Source organism: Streptomyces sp. NPDC003077, assembly GCF_040611095.1.
Classification (GTDB): domain Bacteria; phylum Actinomycetota; class Actinomycetes; order Streptomycetales; family Streptomycetaceae; genus Streptomyces.
Genome location: NZ_JBEXNM010000006.1, coordinates 1 through 21,825, shown reverse-complemented (window position 1 = coordinate 21,825; position 21,825 = coordinate 1). Strand labels below are relative to the sequence as shown.

At 72.4% G+C, this 21,825-nt stretch carries 15 protein-coding genes; 7 read left to right on the top strand and 8 right to left on the bottom strand.

Annotated features, from left to right (window positions below; translation table 11 throughout):
- Nucleotides 1-20: 20 nt before the first annotated feature.
- The 6 genes from ABZX96_RS06270 to ABZX96_RS06245 all read left to right on the top strand — a co-directional run bounded on the left by ABZX96_RS06270 (nt 21) and on the right by ABZX96_RS06245 (nt 9,004).
- Entirely contained in the window at nt 21-1,274 is a 1,254-nt protein-coding gene (locus ABZX96_RS06270; protein ID WP_355538729.1) for an ATP-grasp domain-containing protein, read from the top strand.
- 290 nt (nt 1,275-1,564) lie between these two features.
- Nucleotides 1,565-2,767 (top strand): FAD-dependent oxidoreductase, encoded by a 1,203-nt coding sequence (locus tag ABZX96_RS06265; RefSeq protein WP_355538726.1) that lies wholly within the window; start codon nt 1,565-1,567, stop codon nt 2,765-2,767.
- 716 nt (nt 2,768-3,483) lie between these two features.
- The gene (locus tag ABZX96_RS06260) at nt 3,484-4,497 is read left to right on the top strand and encodes a polyprenyl synthetase family protein (RefSeq protein ID WP_355538723.1); all 1,014 of its coding nucleotides are present in this window, start codon (nt 3,484-3,486) and stop codon (nt 4,495-4,497) included.
- A gap of 711 nt (nt 4,498-5,208) precedes the next feature.
- A complete protein-coding gene (locus tag ABZX96_RS06255; protein WP_355538720.1) occupies nt 5,209-6,534 on the top strand; it encodes a DUF2092 domain-containing protein in 1,326 nt (441 codons plus the stop codon).
- A 420-nt stretch (nt 6,535-6,954) separates the two neighbouring features.
- Nucleotides 6,955-8,064 (top strand): ABC transporter ATP-binding protein, encoded by a 1,110-nt coding sequence (locus ABZX96_RS06250; protein WP_355538717.1) that lies wholly within the window; start codon nt 6,955-6,957, stop codon nt 8,062-8,064.
- Entirely contained in the window at nt 8,051-9,004 is a 954-nt protein-coding gene (locus tag ABZX96_RS06245) for an ABC transporter permease (protein WP_355538714.1), read from the top strand. Before ABZX96_RS06250 ends, ABZX96_RS06245 begins: the two co-directional genes overlap by 14 nt.
- Nucleotides 9,005-9,196: 192 nt before the next feature.
- Here ABZX96_RS06245 and ABZX96_RS06240 read toward each other — a convergent pair whose 3' ends face one another.
- The 3 genes from ABZX96_RS06240 to ABZX96_RS06230 form a co-directional block, all read right to left on the bottom strand.
- Nucleotides 9,197-10,582 (bottom strand): M28 family metallopeptidase, encoded by a 1,386-nt coding sequence (locus tag ABZX96_RS06240; RefSeq protein WP_355538711.1) that lies wholly within the window; start codon nt 10,580-10,582, stop codon nt 9,197-9,199.
- A 360-nt stretch (nt 10,583-10,942) separates the two neighbouring features.
- Nucleotides 10,943-12,013, bottom strand: a complete 1,071-nt coding sequence (gene rarD / locus ABZX96_RS06235; protein WP_355538708.1) for an EamA family transporter RarD — start codon at nt 12,011-12,013, stop codon at nt 10,943-10,945.
- Nucleotides 12,014-12,164: 151 nt separating this feature from the next.
- A complete protein-coding gene (locus ABZX96_RS06230) occupies nt 12,165-13,127 on the bottom strand; it encodes a helix-turn-helix domain-containing protein (RefSeq protein WP_355538705.1) in 963 nt (320 codons plus the stop codon).
- Between the two features lie 215 nt (nt 13,128-13,342).
- Between ABZX96_RS06230 and ABZX96_RS06225 the strand changes: the two genes are divergently transcribed.
- A complete protein-coding gene (locus tag ABZX96_RS06225; RefSeq protein WP_355539110.1) occupies nt 13,343-14,278 on the top strand; it encodes an NADP-dependent oxidoreductase in 936 nt (311 codons plus the stop codon).
- Nucleotides 14,279-14,408: 130 nt separating this feature from the next.
- Here ABZX96_RS06225 and ABZX96_RS06220 read toward each other — a convergent pair whose 3' ends face one another.
- The 5 genes from ABZX96_RS06220 to ABZX96_RS06200 form a co-directional block, all read right to left on the bottom strand.
- Nucleotides 14,409-15,380, bottom strand: a complete 972-nt coding sequence (locus ABZX96_RS06220) for a CPBP family intramembrane glutamic endopeptidase (protein ID WP_355538702.1) — start codon at nt 15,378-15,380, stop codon at nt 14,409-14,411.
- A gap of 286 nt (nt 15,381-15,666) precedes the next feature.
- Nucleotides 15,667-16,761, bottom strand: a complete 1,095-nt coding sequence (locus ABZX96_RS06215; protein ID WP_355538699.1) for a 2-oxoacid:ferredoxin oxidoreductase subunit beta — start codon at nt 16,759-16,761, stop codon at nt 15,667-15,669.
- Nucleotides 16,754-18,712: a 2-oxoacid:acceptor oxidoreductase subunit alpha gene (locus tag ABZX96_RS06210; protein WP_355538696.1), complete on the bottom strand. Its 1,959-nt coding sequence runs from the start codon at nt 18,710-18,712 to the stop codon at nt 16,754-16,756. The genes ABZX96_RS06215 and ABZX96_RS06210 overlap by 8 nt, the downstream gene beginning before the upstream one ends.
- Before the next feature lie 320 nt (nt 18,713-19,032).
- Nucleotides 19,033-19,692 carry a response regulator transcription factor gene (locus tag ABZX96_RS06205; protein WP_355539107.1) on the bottom strand — a complete coding sequence of 220 codons (660 nt, stop codon included), beginning with the start codon at nt 19,690-19,692 and terminating at the stop codon, nt 19,033-19,035.
- A 469-nt stretch (nt 19,693-20,161) separates the two neighbouring features.
- A complete protein-coding gene (locus tag ABZX96_RS06200; protein WP_355538693.1) occupies nt 20,162-21,478 on the bottom strand; it encodes a sensor domain-containing protein in 1,317 nt (438 codons plus the stop codon).
- Nucleotides 21,479-21,825 lie beyond the last annotated feature (347 nt).

Genomic DNA, 21,825 nt, shown 5'->3' with positions numbered 1-21,825 from the left:
CCGAGCCGTTGGGGGGACAGGTGGCTCGCAGCAGCACACTGTTCGGGATCGACCGGAGCGTTCCGGGTTTGATCGTAAAGATCGGTGACTATCCGCTGCACCACGGCGGAGTGGGGGCGATCCGGAGTCTGGGCCGGCTCGGCGTCCCCATGTACGCCATCACCGAGGACCGCTTCACGCCCGCCGCCACCTCCCGCTACCTGCGGGGACGTTTCGTCTGGCCGACCACCGGACGAGAGGACCCCGAGCGGCTGGTGGACGGGCTGCTGCGGATCGGACGGCGGATCGGGCGGCCCACCGTCCTGATCCCCACCGACGAGGAGGCCGCCGTCCTCATCGGCGAGCACGCCGACGTCCTCGGCGACGCCTTCCTCTTCCCGCGCACGGACCCCGCGCTGCCGCGCCGGCTGGCCAGCAAGCAGGGGCTGCACGAACTGTGCGTCGAGCACGGCGTGCCCTCCCCGGACGCCGCGTTCCCCGAGTCCTACGAGGACGTCGAACGGTTCGCGGCGCGGGCCCGGTTCCCGGTGGTGGCCAAGAACCGCGAGGCCTTCCAGCGCCGCCGCCACCCCGCCGTCCCCGGCACCACCCGCATCGCGGGGCCGGAACAGCTGCTGGACCTGGCGCGCGACTGGGGGCCGCGGCCCGGGGTGATCCTCCAGGAGTACCTGCCGCGCGAGCAGGCCGAGGACTGGATCACGCACGCCTACTTCGACGCGGACAGCACGGCGCTGACCATGTTCACCGGGGTCAAGGTGCGCTCCTGGCCCCCGCACGCGGGCATGACGGCCTGCGCGTACGTCGTGGACAACCACGAACTCGCCGAGATGTCCGCCCAGTTCATCAAACGCATCGGCTTCAGCGGGATCATCGACCTCGACTGGCGCTACGACCGCCGCGACGGCCGGTACAAGCTGCTGGACTTCAACCCCCGCATGGGCGCGCAGTTCCGCCTGTTCGAGAACGAGGCGGGGGTGGACGTGGTCCGCGCCCAGCACCTGGACCTGACCGGGCGCAAGGTCCCGGAGGCCGAGCAGCGGGCCGGGCACCGGTTCGTCGTCGAGAACATCGACCTGCCCGCGCTGCTCGCCTACCGCCGCAGCGGCTACACCACGCCGCACGCCCCCACCCGCGCCACCGGGACGGAACTGGCGTGGCTGGCCCCGGACGACCTCAAGCCGTTCTTCACCATGCTCGCCCGGTTCGTCCGGCCGGGCGTCAAGCACCTGCTGCAACTGCGGCGGGCCACCCGCCGGGCGCGTTCCGGCAGATAGCCACGGCCGGACGGGGCGGGAGGGCGCCCGCGTCCGGCCTTCGGCGTGCACCACGTCCGTCACATCCGTATCCGTCACACGTGCACCGCATCCGTCACATCCGCACTCGTCACATCCGCATCCGTCACACGTGCACCGCACCCGTCACATCCGCATCCGACACATCCGTACACGGGAGCCGTACACCGGAGCCCATACAAACGGGAGCCCGAACGCGGGAGTCCCGCCCGGGCCCCGCGTACGGAGCACCACCGCACCGGCAATCGCACCACCTCGGGGAGGGGACCTCAGTGATCACTCCGGTAGCAGTCATCGGGGCCGGACCATTCGGCCTGTCCACGGCGGCCCACCTACGCGCCCGCGGGCTGCCCGTCCGGGTCTTCGGCAGCCCGATGGTGAGCTGGCGCGCGCACATGCCCGCGGGCATGCTGCTCAAGTCGACGCCGGTGGCGTCCAACATCGACACCCCGCAGCGCGGCCACACGCTGGTGGACTTCTGCGACGCCGTGGGGGAGCGGCGGTACGAGTCCGACTGGGACGTCATCCCCGTGGAGACCTTCATCCGGTACGGCCAGTGGTTCCAGGAGAAGCTGGTCCCCGACCTGGAGCAGGTGCGGGTGGTCTCCGTCGACCGGCGTGGCGGCGCCTTCGAGATCAAGCTCGACAGCGGCGAGGAGTTCACCGCCCGCGCGGTCGTGGTGGCCACCGGCCTGACCGGGCTCGCCCGGATGCCGTCCGAACTCCTCGCCGCCGTGCCCGACGGGCCGTCCCCCACCGGGCCGATCTCGCACAGCTCCCAGCACCACGACCTGTCCCGGTTCGCCGGCAAGGACGTGCTGGTGATCGGGGCCGGGCAGTCGGCGCTGGAGAGCGCGGTGCTGCTCGCCGAGTCGGGCGCCCGGTCCGTGCGCATCGTGGCGCGCGGGCGCGCGGCCGTCGGCTTCGGCGCGCCGCCGGACCGGCAGCCCAAGCTGCGGCCCGAGACCCCCTTCGGCAACGCCTGGTCGCTGTACGCCTTCACGTACTACGCGGGCGGGTTCCGCCACCTGCCACCGCCCACCCGCAAGTTCCTGGTCAAGCGGGTGCTGGGGCCGCTGGGCGCCTGGTGGCTGCGGGACCGGTTCGTGGGCCGGGTGCAGGTCACGGCCGGGCGCCGGATCGCGCGGGCGCGGATCGAGGACGGGCGCCCCGTGCTGACGCTGCGCGGGCCGGACGGCCGCGGCGGCGAACTGGGCGCGGACCACGTCCTGGCCGCCACCGGCTACCGCATGGATCTGGCCGCGCTGGACTTCCTCGGCCAGGGACTCCGCACGGAGATCGTCACCAGCGCGGGCGGCCCGCGCCTGGACGCCGGCTACGGCTCGTCCGTCCCGGGCCTGTACTTCACGGGCCTGCCGGCGGCGGCCTCCTTCGGGCCGGTCATGCGGTTCGTGTGCGGGACGGAGTTCGCCTCGCCGCGGCTGGCGCGGGCGCTGGCGGCGGCGCACGGGTGAGGGGGCGGATGAGGGGACGAGACCGGGGACGGGGCTGAGGGAGCGCTCGGCTCAGGGGTGGTTCTTGCTTGCGGAGTAGTCCCGGCGTGGTGCGTTCGTACGCGGTCGGGCGTGCGGGCGTGCGGGCGTGCGCGGACGCGTCTGCCTGAAGATCCGCCTGGAGCCCCGCTTGGCGCTCCGCCTGGCGCTCCGCCCGGAGTGATGCGGACGCGTCCGCGCGGGCCGACCCGGACGCGTCCGCGCGGGCTGGCCCGGACGCGTCCGTCCGGGCTGCCGCCTCGGACGCGCCCCGGAGCGGCGGAGGACGCGATGGCGTCGACGGCGAGGGGTGCGGGTCTCCCGCACCCCTCGCCTGTATGTGCGCGTCGCCTGTATGCGCGTGCGCGGGCGGGGGCCGCCGAGGACGGGTGACGGGGCCGGGCCGCGGTAAGTCGGCATATGGATAGAGTCGCCGCATACCGGACGCCACCGGATGTCGGAAAAGCGACACAACCCCGAAGCGGAACGCACCGGTCTCCCAAGGTGACCGGGAACACCCCCGACGGCCCCGCCGGAGCCCCGGCGCGGGAGGCGTGGGGGTGCCCGCGTGGCGCCTGGGAGGCCCCCCGTGGGCGGGCGCTCACGGTGATCGAAGAGCGACCGGATACGCTGGCCAATGGTGAAGACAGTGACAGATCGACATTCCGTTTGATCGTCAGCAGACAGGAGTACCCCTCGTGACCGTCGTAGGGCCCTTCGGGCTGAGCGTGCGGGACCAGGCTCTTGAGGCCGATGTCCAGGCCGGATTGGGGGCTGTCGAGGAGGGCCTTCTGGAGGCCACCAAAAGCGACGTGCCGTTCATCACGGAGGCCGCGCAGCACCTCGTACGGGCGGGCGGCAAGCGGTTCCGGCCGCTGCTGGTGATGCTGGCCGCGCAGTTCGGCGACCCGCACGCGCCCGGCGTCGTGCCCTCGGCCGTCGTCGTGGAGCTCACCCACCTGGCGACGCTCTACCACGACGACGTGATGGACGAGGCCGCGGTGCGCCGCGGCGTGCCGAGCGCCAACGCCCGCTGGGGCAACTCGCTCGCCGTCCTGACCGGTGACTTCCTCTTCGCCCGTGCCTCGCACATCCTCGCCGACCTCGGGCCGGAGGCCGTGCGCATCCAGGCCGAGGCGTTCGAGCGCCTGGTGACCGGCCAGATCATGGAGACGGCCGGGCCGCGCGACGACCGCGACCCCATCGACCACTACCTCGACGTCATCGCGGGCAAGACGGGCTCGCTGATCGCCGTCGCGGGCCGGTTCGGCGCCATGATGTCCGGCGCCGACGAGTCCATCGTCAACATCCTCACCCAGTACGGAGAGCGGCTCGGCACCGCCTTCCAGCTCGCCGACGACGTGCTGGACATCGCCAGCGACTCCCACGAGTCCGGCAAGACGCCGGGCACGGACCTGCGCGAGGGCATCCCGACGCTGCCGGTCCTGCACGTGCGGGCGCTGGCCGGCGGCCCCGACGCCACCCCCGAGGACCGCGAGCTGGCCGAGCTGCTGGCCGGCGACCTCACCGACGACGTGCGGCACGCCGACGCGCTGGCCCGGCTGCGCAAGCACCCGGCGCTGGAACAGGCGCGCCGGGACACCGTGCGCTACGCCGAGGACGCCCGCGCCACGCTCGCGCCGCTGCCGCCCTGTACGGCCAAGGTGGCGCTGGAGAGCCTGTGCGACGCGGTGGTGCACCGGGCGGGCTGAGCGGTGGCCCGGTGGCCTGGTGGCCCGATGGCGGGGGCGCCGGGGTGGGGCCGGGTGGGTTCGATTCGGGTCGGCGGTTCGGTCCGGTTGGCGTTCCAGTTCGGTCGGCGGTCCGGTTGGTCGTTCTGGACGTTCTGGCTGTTCCGGTCGTTCCGGCCGTTCCCGGCGTTCTGGGCGTTCGTTTCCGGGACGGTGTTCCTCCGGGTCTGTGTAAGGGGCATCGGGGCATTGGCTTTCAGTCGGCATTCGGTCGGCATTCGCTCGGCTTTCGGTCCGTAGCGCCGATTTCCGGCCTGTAGTGCCGATTTCCGGCCTTTTCCCCGCCCTCGTAAGGGCTGGGTCTCCCGCTCCCCGGCCTTTTTGCCCGTAACGGCCGGACGCGCTCCCTCCACGGGGTCGGCACGTCCCCCCGTGCCCCCATGCCGCCCGAGGTCAAGACCGGTTTCCGGCCCCGTCGATCGGCAAAGAACGGCCCGGTGTCCAGGCCGTCCCCTAAGGTCCGCTCCGCCTGCGGCGGTACGGACACCCCCGCTCGGATCAGGGCCGTCATCCCTCAGCAGTAGGGCGAGGTGATCCCCGGGGCTGACGCGTTCCGGTGGTGGATTTGGTGGGATTAGGAGCACCACGCCGCGGCGGATCGGGTCACAATGAGCCCGAGGGGTGGAGGAGTGCGTTGCGTAGAAACCGCCGCTTACGACGGAGGTAGGGCACATGCCACGGAACCAACCGACACAGGTCACCGACGAGTGGGACGGGGGGCGCGCAGCCAAGCGCCGGAAGACGATCCGGTACGCGGTCCCGGTCGTGGTGGCGGGGGTGGCGGCGGCGACGGTCGGGCTCGTCCCGGCGTTCGCCGGCTCCGGCTCCCCCGATCTGCCGGACATCACGGCGAAGGAACTGATAGCGAAGGTCGCGCAGTCCGACGTGCAGCAGCTCTCCGGCACCGTGCGGATCAGCACGGACCTCGGGCTGCCCGCGCTGCCGGGTGGCGGCGGCGCGGGCGCGTTCGGCGCCGGTCCCAAGGCCGGACCGGACAAGGGTGACGACGCAGGCACGTCCGCGGACCCGCGGCAGCGGCTCATGCAGCTCGCCTCGGGCGCGCACACGCTGCGCGTCGCGGTGGACGGGCGCGAGCACCAGCGGGTGTCCATGGTGGACAAGACCGCCGAGTACAGCGTCGTCCACAACGGCGCCGAGGTCTGGGCGTACGACAGCGGCACCAACACCGCCTTCCGCGAGAAGGTGCCGGCGGACGCCGCGAAGGGGATCCAGGGCTCCGGCAAGTCCGGCGTGGAGGCCCTCCCCAAGGACCTGAAGGACTTCACCCCCCAGGAGTTCGCCCAGAGCGTGCTCAAGGCGGCCGGTGACTCGACGGCGGTCACCGTCGACGGCACCGCCAAGGTGGCCGGCCGGGACGCCTACCAGCTCTCGGTGAAGCCCAAGCAGTCCGGTTCGACGGTCGGCGAGATCCGTATCGCGGTGGACGCCGAGAAGGGCGTGCCGCTGAAGTTCACGCTCACCCCCAAGAGCGGCGGCGCCGCGGCGATCGAGGCGGGCTTCACGTCCGTGGACTTCGCCAAGCCCGACGCGAGCACCTTCCGGTTCGCCCCGCCCAAGGGCGCCAAGGTCTTCGACGGCGACCAGGTCCGCACCCAGCACGAGAAGGAGCTGGGGCGCTTCAAGGACTCCGAGGACTTCAAGAAGCTCCAGCGGGAGTTCAAGGACCTGCGGAACGGGAAGCCGGTGGAGCTGAAGAACGAGGGCGTGGCCCCCTCGGTCATCGGCAAGGGCTGGGCCTCCGTCGTACGGATCGAGGGCACCAAGGCCGACACCAAGGCCCTCGGCGGGAAGCAGAAGGCGTCCGGTGACGTGGCCAACCTGCTGGACAGCATGACCGAGCAGGTCAACGGCTCCTTCGGCGCCGGCCGGATCTTCAGCACGCGCCTGGTCAACGCCCTGATCACGGACGACGGCACGGTCTACGCCGGCGCCGTCGACAAGCAGGTCCTGCTCGACGCGGCGAACAAGGCCAAGTGAGCGGAGCGCGGTAGCGCGCGGCCGTGACGCGGTGCGGCACCGGGGTGGTGGGGGCGTGACGGCCCGCGCCACCCCGGGTGTCGTGCGGGGGGCGGCCGGGAGTACGGGGATCGGCCCGCACGGCCCCGGCCACCCCGCGGGGGCCGAACCCGGCCGGGAGCGCGCGGGGGATCGTCGGCACTCCCGCGTCCCCGGCGGGCCGTGGGTATCGCGCGCCTCCGGCGTACCGTACGGAGAGGGGTCCGAGCGTTGCCCGGAACGGGTACCGGAGCTCGTCGTCCGATGGAAGACGGAAGCCCGCTGCGGGGTCACACCCGCAAGACCGCACCCGTCGGAACCGCGCGCCCGGACGCCGAGCCATGAAGACGCCTGGCCACGGACGCCACGGAGACGGCGAGCCACGAGGAGGGGGAGCAGCCGATGACACAGCCGACCGCCGGGGAGGGACCGGCGCCGACCGGCACCGGGGAACGGGTGGCGGAGCCGCCGGGCACGGGGGAGGAGAAGCCGGTCCCGGCACCGCTCGTCACCGCCGACCCGGTGATCGAGACGCGCGGTCTGACGAAGCGCTACCGGGGCGGGCACCTGGCCGTCGACGGGCTGGACCTCGTCGTGCCGCGCGGCAGCGTCTTCGGCTTCCTCGGCCCGAACGGCTCCGGCAAGACCACCACCATCCGCATGCTGATGGGCCTGATCGAGCCCACGTCCGGCGGGGCGCGGCTGCTGGGCGAGCCGATGCCGCGAGCCGCGCGGCGGGTGCTGCCCCGGGTCGGCGCCCTCATCGAGGGCCCGGCCCTGTACGGCTTCCTCAGCGGCCGGGACAACCTCCTGCGCTACGACGCCGCCGACCCCACCGCCGACCCGCGCACCCGTGCCCGACGGGTCGCCCGCGCGCTGGACCGGGTCGGCCTGACCGCCGCCGCCCGCAAGAAGGCGCGGGCCTACTCGCTCGGCATGAAGCAGCGGCTGGGGCTGGCCGCGGCGCTGCTGCAACCCCGTGAGCTGCTGGTTCTGGACGAGCCGACCAACGGCCTGGACCCCCAGGGGATGCGCGAGATCCGCACCCTCATAAGGGAGCTGGCCTCGGACGGCACGACCGTCTTCCTCTCCTCGCACCTCCTGGACGAGATCGAACAGGTCTGCTCGCACGCGGCCGTGATGGCCCGGGGCCGCCTGATCACCCAGGGCACGGTCGCCGAACTGGCGGCCGACACGCGGGGCCGGCTCGTCGTCACCACCCCCGACACGGCCGAAGCGGCCCGCGTCCTGAAGGAGCACGGCGTGACGGACCTCCTCGTCACCGACGACAGGGTGACGGGCGAACTGCCGCCCCCGACCGGCACCGGACCTCACACGGATACCCCGGACGCCTCGGGCGCCCCGGACGGCGTGAGCTCCATGGACCTCGCGGACCTGAACGCCGCCCTCGTCCGGGCCGACGTCCGCGTCCGCGGGTTCGGGACGGAGAACGCGTCCCTGGAGGAGATCTTCGTACGGCTGACGGGGGAGGGGTTCGATGTCGCGGGCTGAGACGACGACGGCGGCGGAGCGGGGCGGTCCCGCTCCGGACGCTTCGGACGCTTCGGACGTGGGCGGCGCGGGGGGCTCCCCGGCCGCCGTGGCGGCGCGCGGCCCCCGGCTGCTGTGGTCGCTAGGGCTGCTGCGCAGCGAGATCGGGACGACGTTCCGGCGCTGGCGCACCCGTACGCTGCTGATCGTGCTGGCCGGCGTGCCCGTCCTCGTCGGCATCGCCGTGAAGATCGAGACCAGCGACGGGGGCTCGATGGGTGGCGGAGGCGGCCCGGCCTTCGTCTCGCAGATCACCAACAACGGGCTGTTCCTGGTCTTCACCTCGCTCGCCGCGACGCTGCCGGTCTTCCTGCCGCTGGCCATCGGGGTGGTCGCGGGGGACGCCATCGCGGGCGAGGCCGGTTCGGGGACGCTGCGCTATCTGCTCGTCGCCCCCGCGGGCCGAACGCGCCTGCTGCTCGTGAAGTACGCCACCACGCTCGTCTTCTGCCTGGTGGCGACGCTGGTGGTGGCGGCCTCGGCGCTGGTGGTCGGGGCGTTGCTGTTCCCGCTCGGCGAGGTCACGCTGCTGTCCGGGACGTCCGTGCCGTTCGTCGAGGGGCTGCTGCGGGCGCTGGTGATCGCGGGCGTGGTGGCGCTGTCGCTGATCGGTGTGGCGGCCCTGGGCCTGTTCGTCTCGACGTTCACCAACAGCGGCATCGCGGCGATGGCGACCACCGTGGGCGTGCTGATCACGGTGCAGATCCTGGACACCATCCCCCAGATGCACGCCATCCAGCCGTACCTGTTCTCGCACTACTGGCTGTCCTTCGCCGACCTGCTCCGCGACCCCGTCTACTGGGACCAGCTCCAGAAGAACCTCGGTTTGCAGGGGCTGTACGCCCTGGTCTTCGGCTCGGCGGCGTGGGCCCGTTTCACCACGCGGGACATCACGGCGTGAGGACGGACGGGGCTTGAGCGGCTGACGGGCCCCACACACGTACCGGCCGGTGCCACCGAAGGGCACCGGCCGGTACGGGAACCGCACGGCGTCACCGCACGCGCCCGTCACAGCGCGCGTCCGTCCCCGCCGAAGGGCATCGGAACGTGCGTCAGGGCCGGGTCGGGCCGGGTCGGGCCGGCCCGGGGCGGGTCAGAAAGTCAGCTTCCAGCTGTCGATGTAGCCCGTGTCCTGCGGGCCCACGTCCTGGACGCGGAGCTGCCAGGTGCCGTTGGCGGCCTCGCTGGAGGCGTCGACGGTGTACGTGGTCTGGACGTTGGGCGCGGGGTCCGCGGCGGAGTTCTTCAGCCGGTAGGCGGTGCCGTCCGGGGCCACGAGGTCGATGACGAGGTCGCCGCGGTAGGTGTGCTTGATGTCGACGCCGACCTGGAGGGCGGCGGGGGCGTTGCCGGTCTGCCCGGTGACCTGGACCGCGGAGGTCACCGCGGCGCCCGCGTCCGGGATCTGCACGTCGGCGGCGTTCTCGAAGACGGTGCCGGTCGGCGGGTTGGTGGAGCCGGAGCCGCCGAGGGTCCAGATGGCGTACGCGATGGCGTCGGTGTTGCGGTCCAGTGAGGTGTCACTGAGGTTCGCGGTGGTGTCGCAGGAGCGGTGGTAGCAGGAGTCGAACGGCCGCCCGGCGGTGCCGCCCCACTTCTGCGCCTGCGCGCTGGTCTTGGTGTAGTCGGCGCCGGAGAACAGGCCGCCGACCGGCACCCCGACGTTCTTGAACGGCGCGTGGTCGGAGCGTCCGTCGCCCTCGGTCTCGATCTCCGTGGGGACGTTGATGGAGGCGAAGTAGCTCTTGAAGGTGGACTCGATCTGCCGGTCGTCGTCGTAGACGAAGTAGCCGGGGTTCGGGGAGCCGATCATGTCGAAGTTCAGATAGCCGCTGATCTTGGAGCGGTCGGTGGCGGGCAGGCTGTTCACGTACGCCTGCGAGCCGCGCATCCCCAGCTCCTCCGCGCCCCACCAGGCGAACCGCAGGTGCTTCTTGGGCGTCAGGCCCGCGCGCGAGACGGCGAGCGCGGTCTCCAGGATGCCCGCCGACCCCGACCCGTTGTCGTTGATGCCGGGCCCGGCGCTGACGGAGTCCAGGTGCGCGCCGGCCATCAGGACCTGGTTCGGGTCGCCGCCGGGCCAGTCGGCTATCAGGTTCCAGCCGGTGGCGCCGCCGGTGGAGAACTGCTGGAGGCGGGTGGTGTACCCGGCGGCGTCCAGCTTGCCCTTCACGTAGTCGACGGAGGCCCGGTAACCGGGGCGGCCGTGGGCCCGGTTGCCGCCGTTGGCGGAGGCTATCGACTGGAACTGGGACAGGTGCGCCTTGACGTTGGCGACCGGGATGTCCGGGGCGGCCACGGTGGGGGCGGGGCGCGCCGCGGTCGGGGCGCCGGGCGAACTGGCGCCGGCGGTGGGGGCGGCGGCCAGCAGGCCGAGCACGGTGCCGGCCGCGGTGGCGGCCAGCGCGGCGCGCCGCGCCCAGGCTGGAGCGGATCTTCGTGGCTTACGGGTGGTGCGTCCATCGGCGTGCGACGACATGAGGGGTCTCCGGGATTCCGTGAGGGGGAGGCGGGGACGGAACGTGCGTGGAAGCCGATGGTGGGGGTGATGGTGCGTCCATGACAAGTGTGATTCCGGACAGGGGCGTCCGCATAGCGGGCACTCTCGGCCTGCGGGCGGGGACCGGGGCGGGTCCCCGCCCGGGAAACGGGCGTCAGGAGGGCCGGTGTTGGGGCTCGGTGGCGGCCCGTTGTTCGGGCTCTGCGACGGCCCGTCGTGCGAGTTCTGCGGCGGCCCGTCGCTCGGGCTCTGCGGCGCGCTGCCTGTCGGGCTCCGCGGCGGGCTGCTTTTCGGGCCGGGCGCCGCGCCACCTTTCGGGCTGGGTGGCGGCCTGCCTCGTCAGCACCCGGCCGTCTCCGCCGGGGTGGCCGTCTCCGGCGCGTTCGTCGTCCCCGACGCGGACGCGGCCGGGGCGGCCGTGGACGGCACCGGAGCAACCGTGGACGGCACCGGAGCCGCCGCCGCCCGTGCTGTCGCAGCTTCCCGGGCCGCCCGTGCTGCCGCCGCCTCCCGGGCCGCGCGCGCCGTTCGCGCTGTCCGCAGCGCGTCCCAGGTAAGGATCACCAGCGCAAGCCACACGAGGGCGAAGCCCGCCCACCGCTCCGGCGGCATCTCCTCGTGGAAGACCAGCAGACCCAGCACGAACTGGAAGGTCGGCGCGAGGTACTGCATCATCCCCAGCGTCGTCAGCGGCACCCGGACCGCCGAGGCGCCGAAGCAGATCAGCGGCACGGCGGTGGCCACCCCGCACCCGGCGAGCAGCAGCGCCTGCCCCACTCCGCCGCTGGTGAAGCCGGTCTCGCCGCGCGTCTGGAGGAACACCAGGAACCCGAGCGCGGGCAGGAACTGCAGCGCCGTCTCGGCGCTGAATCCCTCGATGCCGTCCAGTTTCACGTACCGCTTCTTGATCAGGCCGTACGTCGCGAAGGAGAGCGCCAGCGCGAGCGCGATCCACGGCACCCGCCCGTACGCGATGGCCATGACGAGCACCGACACCGCGCCGACGCCGACCGCCACCCACTGCATCGGGCGCAGCCGCTCCCGCAGCACCAGGACGCCGAAGGCGATGCTCACCAGCGGGTTGATGAAGTAGCCGAGCGAGGCTTCCAGCACGTGCCCGGCGTTGACCGCCCAGATGTACAGGTACCAGTTGGCCGAGATGACCAGGGTGCACAGGGCGATGAACGCGAGGCGCTTGGGCTGCCGCAGCAGCGGCCGTATCCAGGCGCCCCGGCGCAGCGCGATCAGGATGACGGCGGCCACCGGCAGGGACCACAGCATCCGGTGGGCGAGGATTTCCGACGGCGCGACGTCCGAGAGGACGTGCCAGTACAGCGGGAGCAGGCCCCACATCACGTACGCCGTGAAGCCGTAGACAAGTCCGGCGCGCTGATCACTGTGAGGCGGCAAGGCCCTGCCCTTTCTCGTGTGGCATCCAACTATTTCCGACGCCTGACGGTAGCGGCGCCCGGCCCACCTGTCATGCGTGTACGTCGTCACACTCGTGACAGGCGGTGCGGTTCGGCCACACGGGAGCGGGGCGCAGGCCCCCCGGGAGGGATCAGCCCCCCGCCCGGAACGTCCGCCGGTAAGCCAACGGTGACACCCCGATCGCCGCATGGAGGTGCTGACGCAGGGATGTGCCCGTGGCGAAGCCCACCCGGGCGGCGACCTCGTCCACCGGAAGGTCGCTGGATTCGAGGAGGTGGCGGGCGCGGGCCACGCGCTGCTGGACGAGCCAGCGGCCCGGGCTCATGCCGACCTCGTCGTTGAAGCGGCGGACGAAGGTGCGCCGGCTCATCCGCGCGTGCTCCGCGAGGTCCGCCAGGGCCAGCGGTTCCCGCAGGTGTTCGAGCGCCCACTGCCGGGTGGCCGCCGTGCTGTCCTGCGGGGTCCTGGGGACCGGCTGCTCGATGTACTGGGCCTGGCCGCCCTCGCGCCACGGCGGCACCACGCACCGGCGTGCCACCTGGTTGGCGACCTCGCTGCCGTGGTCCTTGCGCACCAGGTGCAGGCAGACGTCGATGCCGGAGGCGGCCCCGGCCGAGGTGAGGATGTCGCCGTCGTCGACGAACAGCACGTCCGGGTCCAGGTCGACCTTGGGGAACAAGCGCCGGAACTCCTCGACCGCCTGCCAGTGCGTGGCGGCCGGGCGGCCGTCCAGCAGACCGGCCGCGGCGAGCACGAAGGCGCCGGTGCAGATGGAGACGAGCCGGGTGCCGGGCCTGATCAGCGACAGTGCCGCCGCGATCGGCTCCGGCAGCGGGAGCAGGGCGAGTTCGGCCGCGCTGGGGGACGCGGCGAACGAGGCGATCACCACGGTGTCGGCGGTGCCCAGCACCTCGGGGCCGTGCTCGACGGCGATGGTGAAGTCGGCGGCCGTACGCACAGGGCGGCCGTCGACGGTGCAGGTCAGCACCTCGTACAGCCCATCGGTGGCGCCGAAGATGCGGCTGGGCACGCCGAGTTCCAGCGGGTACACCCCGTCGAGGGCGAGGACGGCCACACGGTGCGTGGTTGCCATGGCGTAACTCCGTCGGGAGGGGGGAGGGGATCGCCGGCGGGCTGGCATGAACCCATCGAATGATGGCCATCATGCCATTGTGGTGATCGGGTGGATTTCCGCAGGCTGGGGCCATGAGCGAGAACATCAAGAACGCCCAGAGCACCGAGAACACCGAGAACACCAAGAACGCTCAGAGCACTGAGCACACCGAGCGCACCGAGAACAGCGGCACCATGCGGGTCATCACCCAGGACGCCTTCGGCGGTCCGGAGGTGCTGAAGGAGGCCGAACGGCCGCGGCCCGTCCCCGGGTTGAGCGAGATCGTCGTCCGCGTCCACGCGGCGGGGCTCAACCCGACCGACTGGAAGCACCGCGCGGGTCTGCCGTGGGTGCCCGAACTCCGCCCGGTCCTCGGCTGGGACGTCTCCGGGGTCGTCGAGGCGATCGGTCCCGGCGTCACCCTGTTCAAGCCGGGCGACGAGGTGTTCGGCATGCTGCCGTACCCGCACGGCGCGGGCGCGCACGCCGAGTACGCCAAGGCCACCGCCCGGAGCTTCACCCACAAGCCGTCGAACCTCGATCACGTGCAGGCAGGTGCCCTGCCCCTCGCCGCGCTCACCGCGTACCAGGCGCTGGTCGACACCGCGGACGTCCGGCCGGGGCAGCGGGTGCTGATCCACGCCGCGGCCGGCGGGGTCGGCCACCTGGCCGTGCAGATCGCCAAGGCACGCGGCGCGTACGTCATCGGTACGGCCAGCGCGGGCAAGCACGACCTGCTGCGCGAACTCGGCGCCGACGAGCTGATCGACTACCGGACCACGGACTTCGCGGACGCCGTCGACAGCGTCGACGTGGTGCTGGACACCCTCGCCGGTGACGTGCGCACCCGCTCGCTGGGGGTCCTGCGCGAGGGCGGCATCCTGGTCTCGATCCTGACCGACGGCAGCGAGGCCGAAGCGGTGCGGAAGGCCGCCGAACTGGGCGTCCGGCTGGAAGGGATGGTCGTCGAGGCCGACCACGCGGGCACGCGCGCCATCGCCGAACTCGCCGAGCAGGGCAAGCTCCGCGCCCACATCGACGCGACCTACCCGCTCGCCGAGGCCGCCAAGGCCCACGCCCACGGCGAGACGAACCGCACCACGGGGAAGATCGTCCTCGTCGTGCGCTGAGTAGGCGGCATGTGCCGGGTGTCGTGCGCTGGGTACGCGGCACGTGCCGGGTGTCGTGCGCCGGGCCCCCACCGCCCGCCGACGGAGCTGTGTCACCCACGGAGCCGTGTCACCCCGCCGACGAGCCGCGTCACCCCGCCGCGTCCGCCTCCGCCCCGTACGGATCCCGCTCCCGCCACCCGGTGCGGCGCCCGCGCAGCCGCGCCAGGACGAGGAAGGCCACGGCCGTCAGCAGCAGGTACCCCGGCACCAGCAGCAGGGCGTCCGGCGTGAGCGGCTCGGCGGACCAGCCCGCGCCGCGCGCCGCCCCGTCCAGGGTGATCCGGTTGACGGTCAGGAAGGTCAGGTGCAGGGCGATGCCCGTCCACAGGGACCCGGTGGTGATGCGGGCGACGAGCAGCGCGCAGCCGAAGACCACGAGCAGGACGGCGTAGGACACCGGGTCCTGGCCCGCCGGAGCGAAGGACGGCGCGGTCACCGGGCCGCCGAGCAGGCCGGCCAGGGCCCACTGCACGACGGTCGAACCGGCCGGCACGGCCAGGAAGAGCAGGACGGTGCACAGCGCGGCCGTCCAGCGGCGCAGCCGGGCGCTGAGGTTGCGGTAGGCGTAGCCGCGCAGGGTCAGTTCCTCGGGCACCGCCTCCAGCGCGAGCGCGACGAGCGCGTTGACGAGGAGGTACCGGGCCAGGACGGGCCCGTCCACGGCGCCCCACCGGAGCATGCCGAGCGCGGTGCCCAGGGCGAACGTCGCGGCGGCGGCGCCCCCGGTGACGAGCACGCCGAGCCCGAAGGACCGGGCGGCGCCCCGGGCGGCGAGGCCGAGCCCGGCCACCGGCCGCCGGTCCACCCGCCGCCGGAGCCACAGGACGAGCGGCACGGCGATCCCGCCGCACAGCACGGCGGTCAGCGCCTGCCGGGCGGTGCCGTCCAGCCCGAGGCGCAGGTGCGCGAGCTCGCCCAGGGCCCCGGCCGTCCCGAGGGCGAGGGCCATGACGGCCGCGCCCAGTAAGGCCCGTCCGTAGGAGGCGTACGCGGGGAGAGGGGCGCCCCGGTCGGCGAGGCGCACGGGGCGGGGCTGAGGGGTGTCTGTCTGCTTGATCATGTCCCTGCCGACGCTAGGTCAGCCCACCCGGCCGCTCCTCCCCTCGCGGAACGACATCGCACTACATCGAACGACGGACCGCGCCGGGCCCGGATTCCTTCCCCGGACCCGCTCTGCCCCCACGCGGAAAAGCGGGTGCCCCCACGGGACAAAGCGGGGGCCCCACGCGCAAAAGCGGGTGCCCGTACGACAAGAGTCCTGAGACTCCTCGTACGGGCACCCGCTCGGTTCCGTCAGCCGCCCGGGGCGCCCCGCCTACGACAGCGCCGCCCCGACCGGAAGGGCGTCAGCCCACCACCGTCCACGTGTCGTTGCCGGCCAGCAGGGAGGCGAGGTCGCCCTTGCCCTTCTGCTCGATGGCGGCGTCGAGCTGGTCGCTCATCTCCGTGTCGTACACCGGGCGGTCGACGTTGCGGAACACCCCGATGGGGGTGTGGTGCAGCGTGTCCGGGTCGGCGAGCCGGGAGAGGGCGAACGCGGTGGTCGGCGAGGCCGCGTGGGCGTCGTGGACCAGGATGCCGTCGGTGCCGTGCGCGGCCACGTCCACGACCTTCAGGTCGCCGGTGGCCGGGTCGCGGACGACGCCCTTGGAGCCGAGGCCGTCCTCGCCCGGGGCGCCGAAGCGGATCGGCTGCCCGTGCTCCAGGCGGATGACGGCCTCCTGGGCCTTCTCCTTGTCCTTGAGGACCTCGAAGGCGCCGTCGTTGAAGATGTTGCAGTTCTGGTAGATCTCCACCAGCGCCGTGCCCGGGTGCTCGGCGGCCTCGCGCAGCACCTGGGTGAGGTGCTTGCGGTCGGAGTCGACGGTGCGGGCGACGAAGGAGGCCTCGGCGCCGATCGCCAGCGACACCGGGTTGAAGGGCGCGTCCAGCGAGCCCATCGGCGTCGACTTGGTGATCTTGCCGACCTCGGAGGTCGGGCTGTACTGGCCCTTGGTCAGCCCGTAGATCCGGTTGTTGAACAGCAGGATCTTCAGGTTGACGTTGCGGCGCAGCGCGTGGATGAGGTGGTTGCCGCCGATGGACAGCGCGTCGCCGTCACCGGTGACCACCCACACCGACAGGTCGCGGCGCGAGGAGGCCAGGCCGGTGGCGATGGCCGGGGCGCGTCCGTGGATGGAGTGCATCCCGTAGGTGTTCATGTAGTACGGGAAGCGGCTGGAGCAGCCGATCCCGGAGACGAAGACGATGTTCTCCTTCGCCAGGCCGAGTTCGGGCATGAAGCCCTGGACGGCGGCGAGGATGGCGTAGTCACCGCAGCCGGGGCACCAGCGCACTTCCTGGTCGGACTTGAAGTCCTTCATGGATTGCTGGGCGACGGCCTTGGGGACGAGGGAAAGCGCCTCGATCGTGCCGGTGCCTTCCGTGATCGTCTCAGTCATTGATGGCCTCCTTAAAGACCTCCGCGAGCTGCTCGGCCTTGAACGGCATCCCGCTGACCTGGGTGTGGGAGCGGGCGTCCACCAGGTACCGCGCCCGGATCAGGGTGGCGAGCTGGCCCAGGTTCATCTCCGGCACCACCACGGTGTCGTACGCCTTCAGGACCTGGCCGAGGTTGGCCGGGAAGGGGTTGAGGTGCCGCAGGTGGGCCTGCGCGATCCGCTCGCCCTCGCCGCGGACCCGGCGGACCGCCGCCGTGATCGGCCCGTAGGTGGAGCCCCAGCCCAGGACCAGCGTGCGTGCCTCGCCGGACGGGTCGTCGACCTCCAGGTCCGGCACGACGACGCCGTCGATCTTGGCCTGGCGGGTGCGGACCATGAAGTCGTGGTTGGCCGGGTCGTAGGAGATGTTCCCCGTCCCGTCCTGCTTCTCGATGCCGCCGATCCGGTGCTCCAGCCCCGGCGTGCCCGGCACCGCCCACGGACGGGCCAGCGTCTCGGGGTCGCGCTTGTAGGGCCAGAAGACCTCGGTGCCGTCGGCCAGGGTGTGGTTGGTGCCCGTGGCGAACCGGACCCGCAGGTCCGGCAGGTCGTCCAGCTCGGGGATGCGCCACGGCTCGGAACCGTTGGCGAGGTAGCCGTCCGAGAGGAGGAAGACCGGGGTGCGGTAGGTGAGCGCGATCCGGGCCGCGTCCAGCGCCGCGTCGAAGCAGTCGGCGGGCGTCTTCGGCGCCACGATCGGCACCGGCGCCTCACCGTTGCGGCCGTACATGGCCTGGAGCAGGTCGGCCTGCTCGGTCTTGGTGGGCAGGCCGGTGGAGGGGCCGCCGCGCTGGATGTCCACGATCAGCAGCGGCAGCTCCAGGGAGACCGCCAGGCCGATGGTCTCCGACTTCAGCGCCACGCCGGGGCCGGAGGTGGTGGTCACCGCCAGCGCGCCGCCGAACGCCGCGCCCAGCGCCGCGCCGATGCCCGCGATCTCGTCCTCGGCCTGGAAGGTCCGCACACCGAAGTTCTTGTGCTTGGACAGCTCGTGCAGGATGTCGGACGCCGGGGTGATGGGGTACGAGCCCAGGTACAGCGGCAGGTCCGCCTGCTGACCGGCGGCGATCAGGCCGTAGGCCAGCGCCAGGTTGCCGGAGATGTTGCGGTAGGTGCCGGTGGGGAACGCCTTCGTCGCCGGCGCCACCTCGTAGGAGACCGCGAAGTCCTCGGTCGTCTCGCCGAAGTTCCAGCCCGCCCGGAAGGCCGCCACGTTCGCCTCGGCGATGTCCGGCTTCTTGGCGAACTTCTGTCGCAGGAACTTCTCGGTGCCCTCGGTGGGCCGGTGGTACATCCAGCTCAGCAGGCCCAGCGCGAACATGTTCTTGCTGCGCTCGGCCTCCTTGCGGGAGAGCCCGAACTCCTTGAGCGCCTCGATCGTCAGCGTGGTCAGCGGCACCGGGTGGACGTTGTACGCGTCCAGCGAGCCGTCCTCCAGCGGGGAGGTGGCGTAACCGACCTTGGCCATCGGGCGCTTGGTGAACTCGTCCGTGTTGACGATGATCTCCGCGCCGCGCGGCAGGTCGCCCAGGTTGGCCTTCAGCGCCGCCGGGTTCATCGCCACCAGCACGTTCGGCGCGTCGCCGGGGGTGAGGATGTCGTGGTCGGCGAAGTGCAGCTGGAAGCTGGACACGCCGGGCAGCGTGCCGGCGGGGGCGCGGATCTCGGCGGGGAAGTTCGGCAGCGTCGACAGGTCGTTGCCGAAGGACGCCGTCTCGGACGTGAACCGGTCGCCGGTGAGCTGCATACCGTCACCGGAGTCACCCGCGAAGCGGATGATCACCCGGTCCAGACGGCGGACCTCTTTGCCGCCGCCGTTGTGGACGCCACCGTTCGCGCCGCCGGGAGCGGGCCGCTCCCCGGTCGGTGCTCCGTCGGCCTGCTCGGCTGGGCTACTGACCTGGCTGGTCACTGCTTCGGACCTCCCTAGAGGCGTGGGGCATCCCCGCCGTAGACCGGGGACGACTCGGGACGTGTCGTACGGACCGGTTGTCCCACGACCATCGTACGTGGGTAAGGGTCGCCTACCTTGGGTGGATCACATGATGGACGCGGGTGTGAGACGTCCCCGGGCACCGTTCTGTGGTGGTCTGTCATGAGTCAACGCCCCCCGACGTCCTCTCACCATGACGTTCACCGGCCGGCCGGTGGTTCCGCGCCGCGGCGTCCGCACAGCTCAGGGGGCGGATGGCCGCCGCCTCTGAGCTGGGCACCTGACGGCGCGGGGTCGTCTCAGGACCTGAGATACGTGAGAACGGCCAGGACCCGCCGGTGATCCCCGTCACTCTGGGCCAGGCCGAGCTTGAGGAAGATGTTGCTGACGTGCTTCTCGACCGCACCGTCGCTCACCACCAGCTGCCGGGCGATCGCGGAGTTCGTCCGGCCCTCGGCCATGAGCCCCAGGACCTCCCGTTCCCGGGGCGTGAGGTGGGCCAGTACGTCCTGCTTGCGGCTCCGGCCGAGCAGCTGGGCGACCACCTCGGGATCGAGCGCGGTGCCGCCTTGGGCCACCCGCACCACCGCGTCGACGAATTCCCGTACCTCTGCTACCCGGTCCTTGAGGAGATAGCCGACCCCGCGCGTCGAACCCGCCAGCAGTTCCGTCGCGTACTGCTCCTCCACGTACTGGGACAACACCAGCACCCCGACCTCCGGGTGGTCGCGGCGCAGCCGCACCGCGGCCCGCACCCCCTCGTCGGTGTGCGTCGGCGGCATCCGCACGTCCGCCACCACCACGTCCGGCAGCGCCCCCTCGTCCGCCAGCTCACCGATGATCTTCAGCAGTGCCTCGGCATCACCCACCCCCGCGACGACGTCATGTCCGCGATCGGTCAGCAACCGGGTCAGGCCCTCCCTCAGCAGCACCGAATCCTCGGCAATGACCACCCGCACCCTGTCCTCCACGACCGCACATCCCCCACGTTCTCGTTGTCCCCCCGGCGTCCCCGGGCTTCACCGGTCCGACCCCTGAGTTCTCTCCGGGATCTCCCCGATTCGCCCCTGAGGTCCCCCCGTGCCGTCCCAGCATCTCAGCATTCCGGCAACGGGCCGCGTCCGCGTACGGGTGGGGAAGCGGGGGCGGGGGTTCCGGGGGACGGATCCGACGCGGTTCGGTAACGGGGAGACAGCCGGGCGCGGACGGGGTGGCCGCATGCCCGCGTGCTCACGCCGGGAGCCATGGACGGGACCGGCCGAGATCCCGCACGCCGACGCGCTCCCCGCCGGGCCGGGCGGGGAGCGCGCGTATGGGGGGAGGACGGCGGACGTCATGCGCGGAGGACCGCGGGCGTCCCCCGCGGCAGGTGGCGGACGTCACCCGCCGAGGCCGGAGCGGACGTCGCTCGCGGAGCCGGAGCAGGCGTCACCCGCGCCAGGGCAGCTCCGCCGTGATGGAGGTCGGGCCGCCGATCGGCGAGTCGATGACGAGCAGGCCGTCCACCGAGTCCAGCCGCTCGGCCAGGCCCGCCAGCCCGCTCCCGGAGGCGGTGTTCGCGCCGCCCTGCCCGTCGTCGGTGACCAGCAGCATCAGCCGGTCGTCGGTCTGCCAGACGTCCACCGTGGCGCGGGTGGCCCGGGCGTGCTTGGAGATGTTCTGCAGCAGCTCGGAGGCGGTGAAGTAGGCGATGCCCTCGATCGCCGGGGCGGGCCGCCGGGACAGGTCCACGGTGATGGTGACGGGCACCGCGCACCGCGCGCCCAGCGAGGACAGCGCCGGCCCGAGCCCCCGGTCGGTGAGGATCGCCGGGTGGATGCCCCGGGCCAGATCGCGCAGCTCCTGGAGGGCGACCTTCACCTCGCCGTGGGCCTCGTCCACCATCTTGGCCGCGGCCTCGGGGTCCTTGAGCAGCTTCTCCTTGGCCAGCCCCAGGTCCATGGCGAGGTTGACCAGCCGCGCCTGCGCGCCGTCGTGCAGGTCACGCTCGATGCGGCGCAGGTCGGCGGCGGCGGTGTCGACGACCACGCCGCGGTCCGACTCCAGCTCCGACACCCGGTGGTCCAGGGCGGACGGGCCCAGCAGCCCGAGCACCAGAATCCGGTCGACGTGCGTCAGCCCGCGGAACATCCACGGCACGACGAACACCAGCGCCAGCCCGATCGCGCTGACGACCCCGACCTCGAACGGCGTGTCCATGTACCAGGACCGTTCGGGGGTGCCGTCGCCGAACATCTGGATGCCCGGCTGGTCCAGGTAGGCGGGGAACGTCCACTTCCACAGCGGGTAGGCCAGCAGCAACCAGGCGAGGAGCCAGAAGGTCAGCGAGACGCCGAACGCGAAGACCGCCCAGGGGAGGTGCAGCACCCCGTACAGGAAGTGCCGCCAGGACACCCCGCTCTTCAGGACGGCACTCGTCCAGCTCACCACCCCCGGCTTCGCCGGCCGCACCGGCCGCGGGTCGGCCACCTCCAGCCCCAGCAGGACACGCGCCCGGGCCCGCTCCAGGTATCCCAGCCCCCGCACGGCGGTCAGCCCGGCGGCCAGCACCGGGATGCCCACGAACGTCACCAGCAGGCCGGCGCCCAGCGACATCACCGCCACCGCGCAGGTGAACGTCACGATGGAGATCGGCAGGCTGAGCATCAGGTACAGGAACTCGCGCCAGGTCTGCCCGGAGAACGGGGCGCGCAGCCCCACCGGTATCCGCGAGGGACGCGTCCGCGGTGAGTAAGCGGTATTCATCGCCATCGGCTTTCGTCATCCGTTCTGCTGCGGTTTCCCGGGACGCCTACGGGTCCCCGTCCGGCCGGAACCGTTCGCCGCCACCGTGCCCGCCGCGTTCCCCCGACCGGCCCCGCTCGACGCCTTCCCGTCCCGTACGCCCCTAGCCTCCGCCTTCGCCGCGCCGCGCACCATGAGGGGCGGCGGAGTTCTGGGAGGGGGGTTATCCCTACCCCCGATCCCTGAGAACCGGAGGAAAACGCAGACGGCGTGGGCCCGTACCACGTACGGGCCCCCCCCCCCCCGAAGGGGGAAAAAACCGGGGGAGCGCGGGGGAGCCCCCGAACCCCCCCGGACTGCAGGCCGGT

Bases quoted from the DNA above. Each gene is read 5' to 3' on its own strand.
- ABZX96_RS06220 (WP_355538702.1), bottom strand. From the start codon at position 15,380: ATGATCAAGCAGACAGACACCCCTCAGCCCCGCCCCGTGCGCCTCGCC.
- ABZX96_RS06245 (WP_355538714.1), top strand. From the start codon at position 8,051: ATGTCGCGGGCTGAGACGACGACGGCGGCGGAGCGGGGCGGTCCCGCT.
- ABZX96_RS06200 (WP_355538693.1), bottom strand. From the start codon at position 21,478: ATGAATACCGCTTACTCACCGCGGACGCGTCCCTCGCGGATACCGGTG.
- ABZX96_RS06225 (WP_355539110.1), top strand. From the start codon at position 13,343: ATGCGGGTCATCACCCAGGACGCCTTCGGCGGTCCGGAGGTGCTGAAG.
- ABZX96_RS06250 (WP_355538717.1), top strand. From the start codon at position 6,955: ATGACACAGCCGACCGCCGGGGAGGGACCGGCGCCGACCGGCACCGGG.
- ABZX96_RS06230 (WP_355538705.1), bottom strand. From the start codon at position 13,127: ATGGCAACCACGCACCGTGTGGCCGTCCTCGCCCTCGACGGGGTGTAC.
- ABZX96_RS06240 (WP_355538711.1), bottom strand. From the start codon at position 10,582: ATGTCGTCGCACGCCGATGGACGCACCACCCGTAAGCCACGAAGATCC.
- ABZX96_RS06215 (WP_355538699.1), bottom strand. From the start codon at position 16,761: ATGACTGAGACGATCACGGAAGGCACCGGCACGATCGAGGCGCTTTCC.
- ABZX96_RS06255 (WP_355538720.1), top strand. From the start codon at position 5,209: ATGCCACGGAACCAACCGACACAGGTCACCGACGAGTGGGACGGGGGG.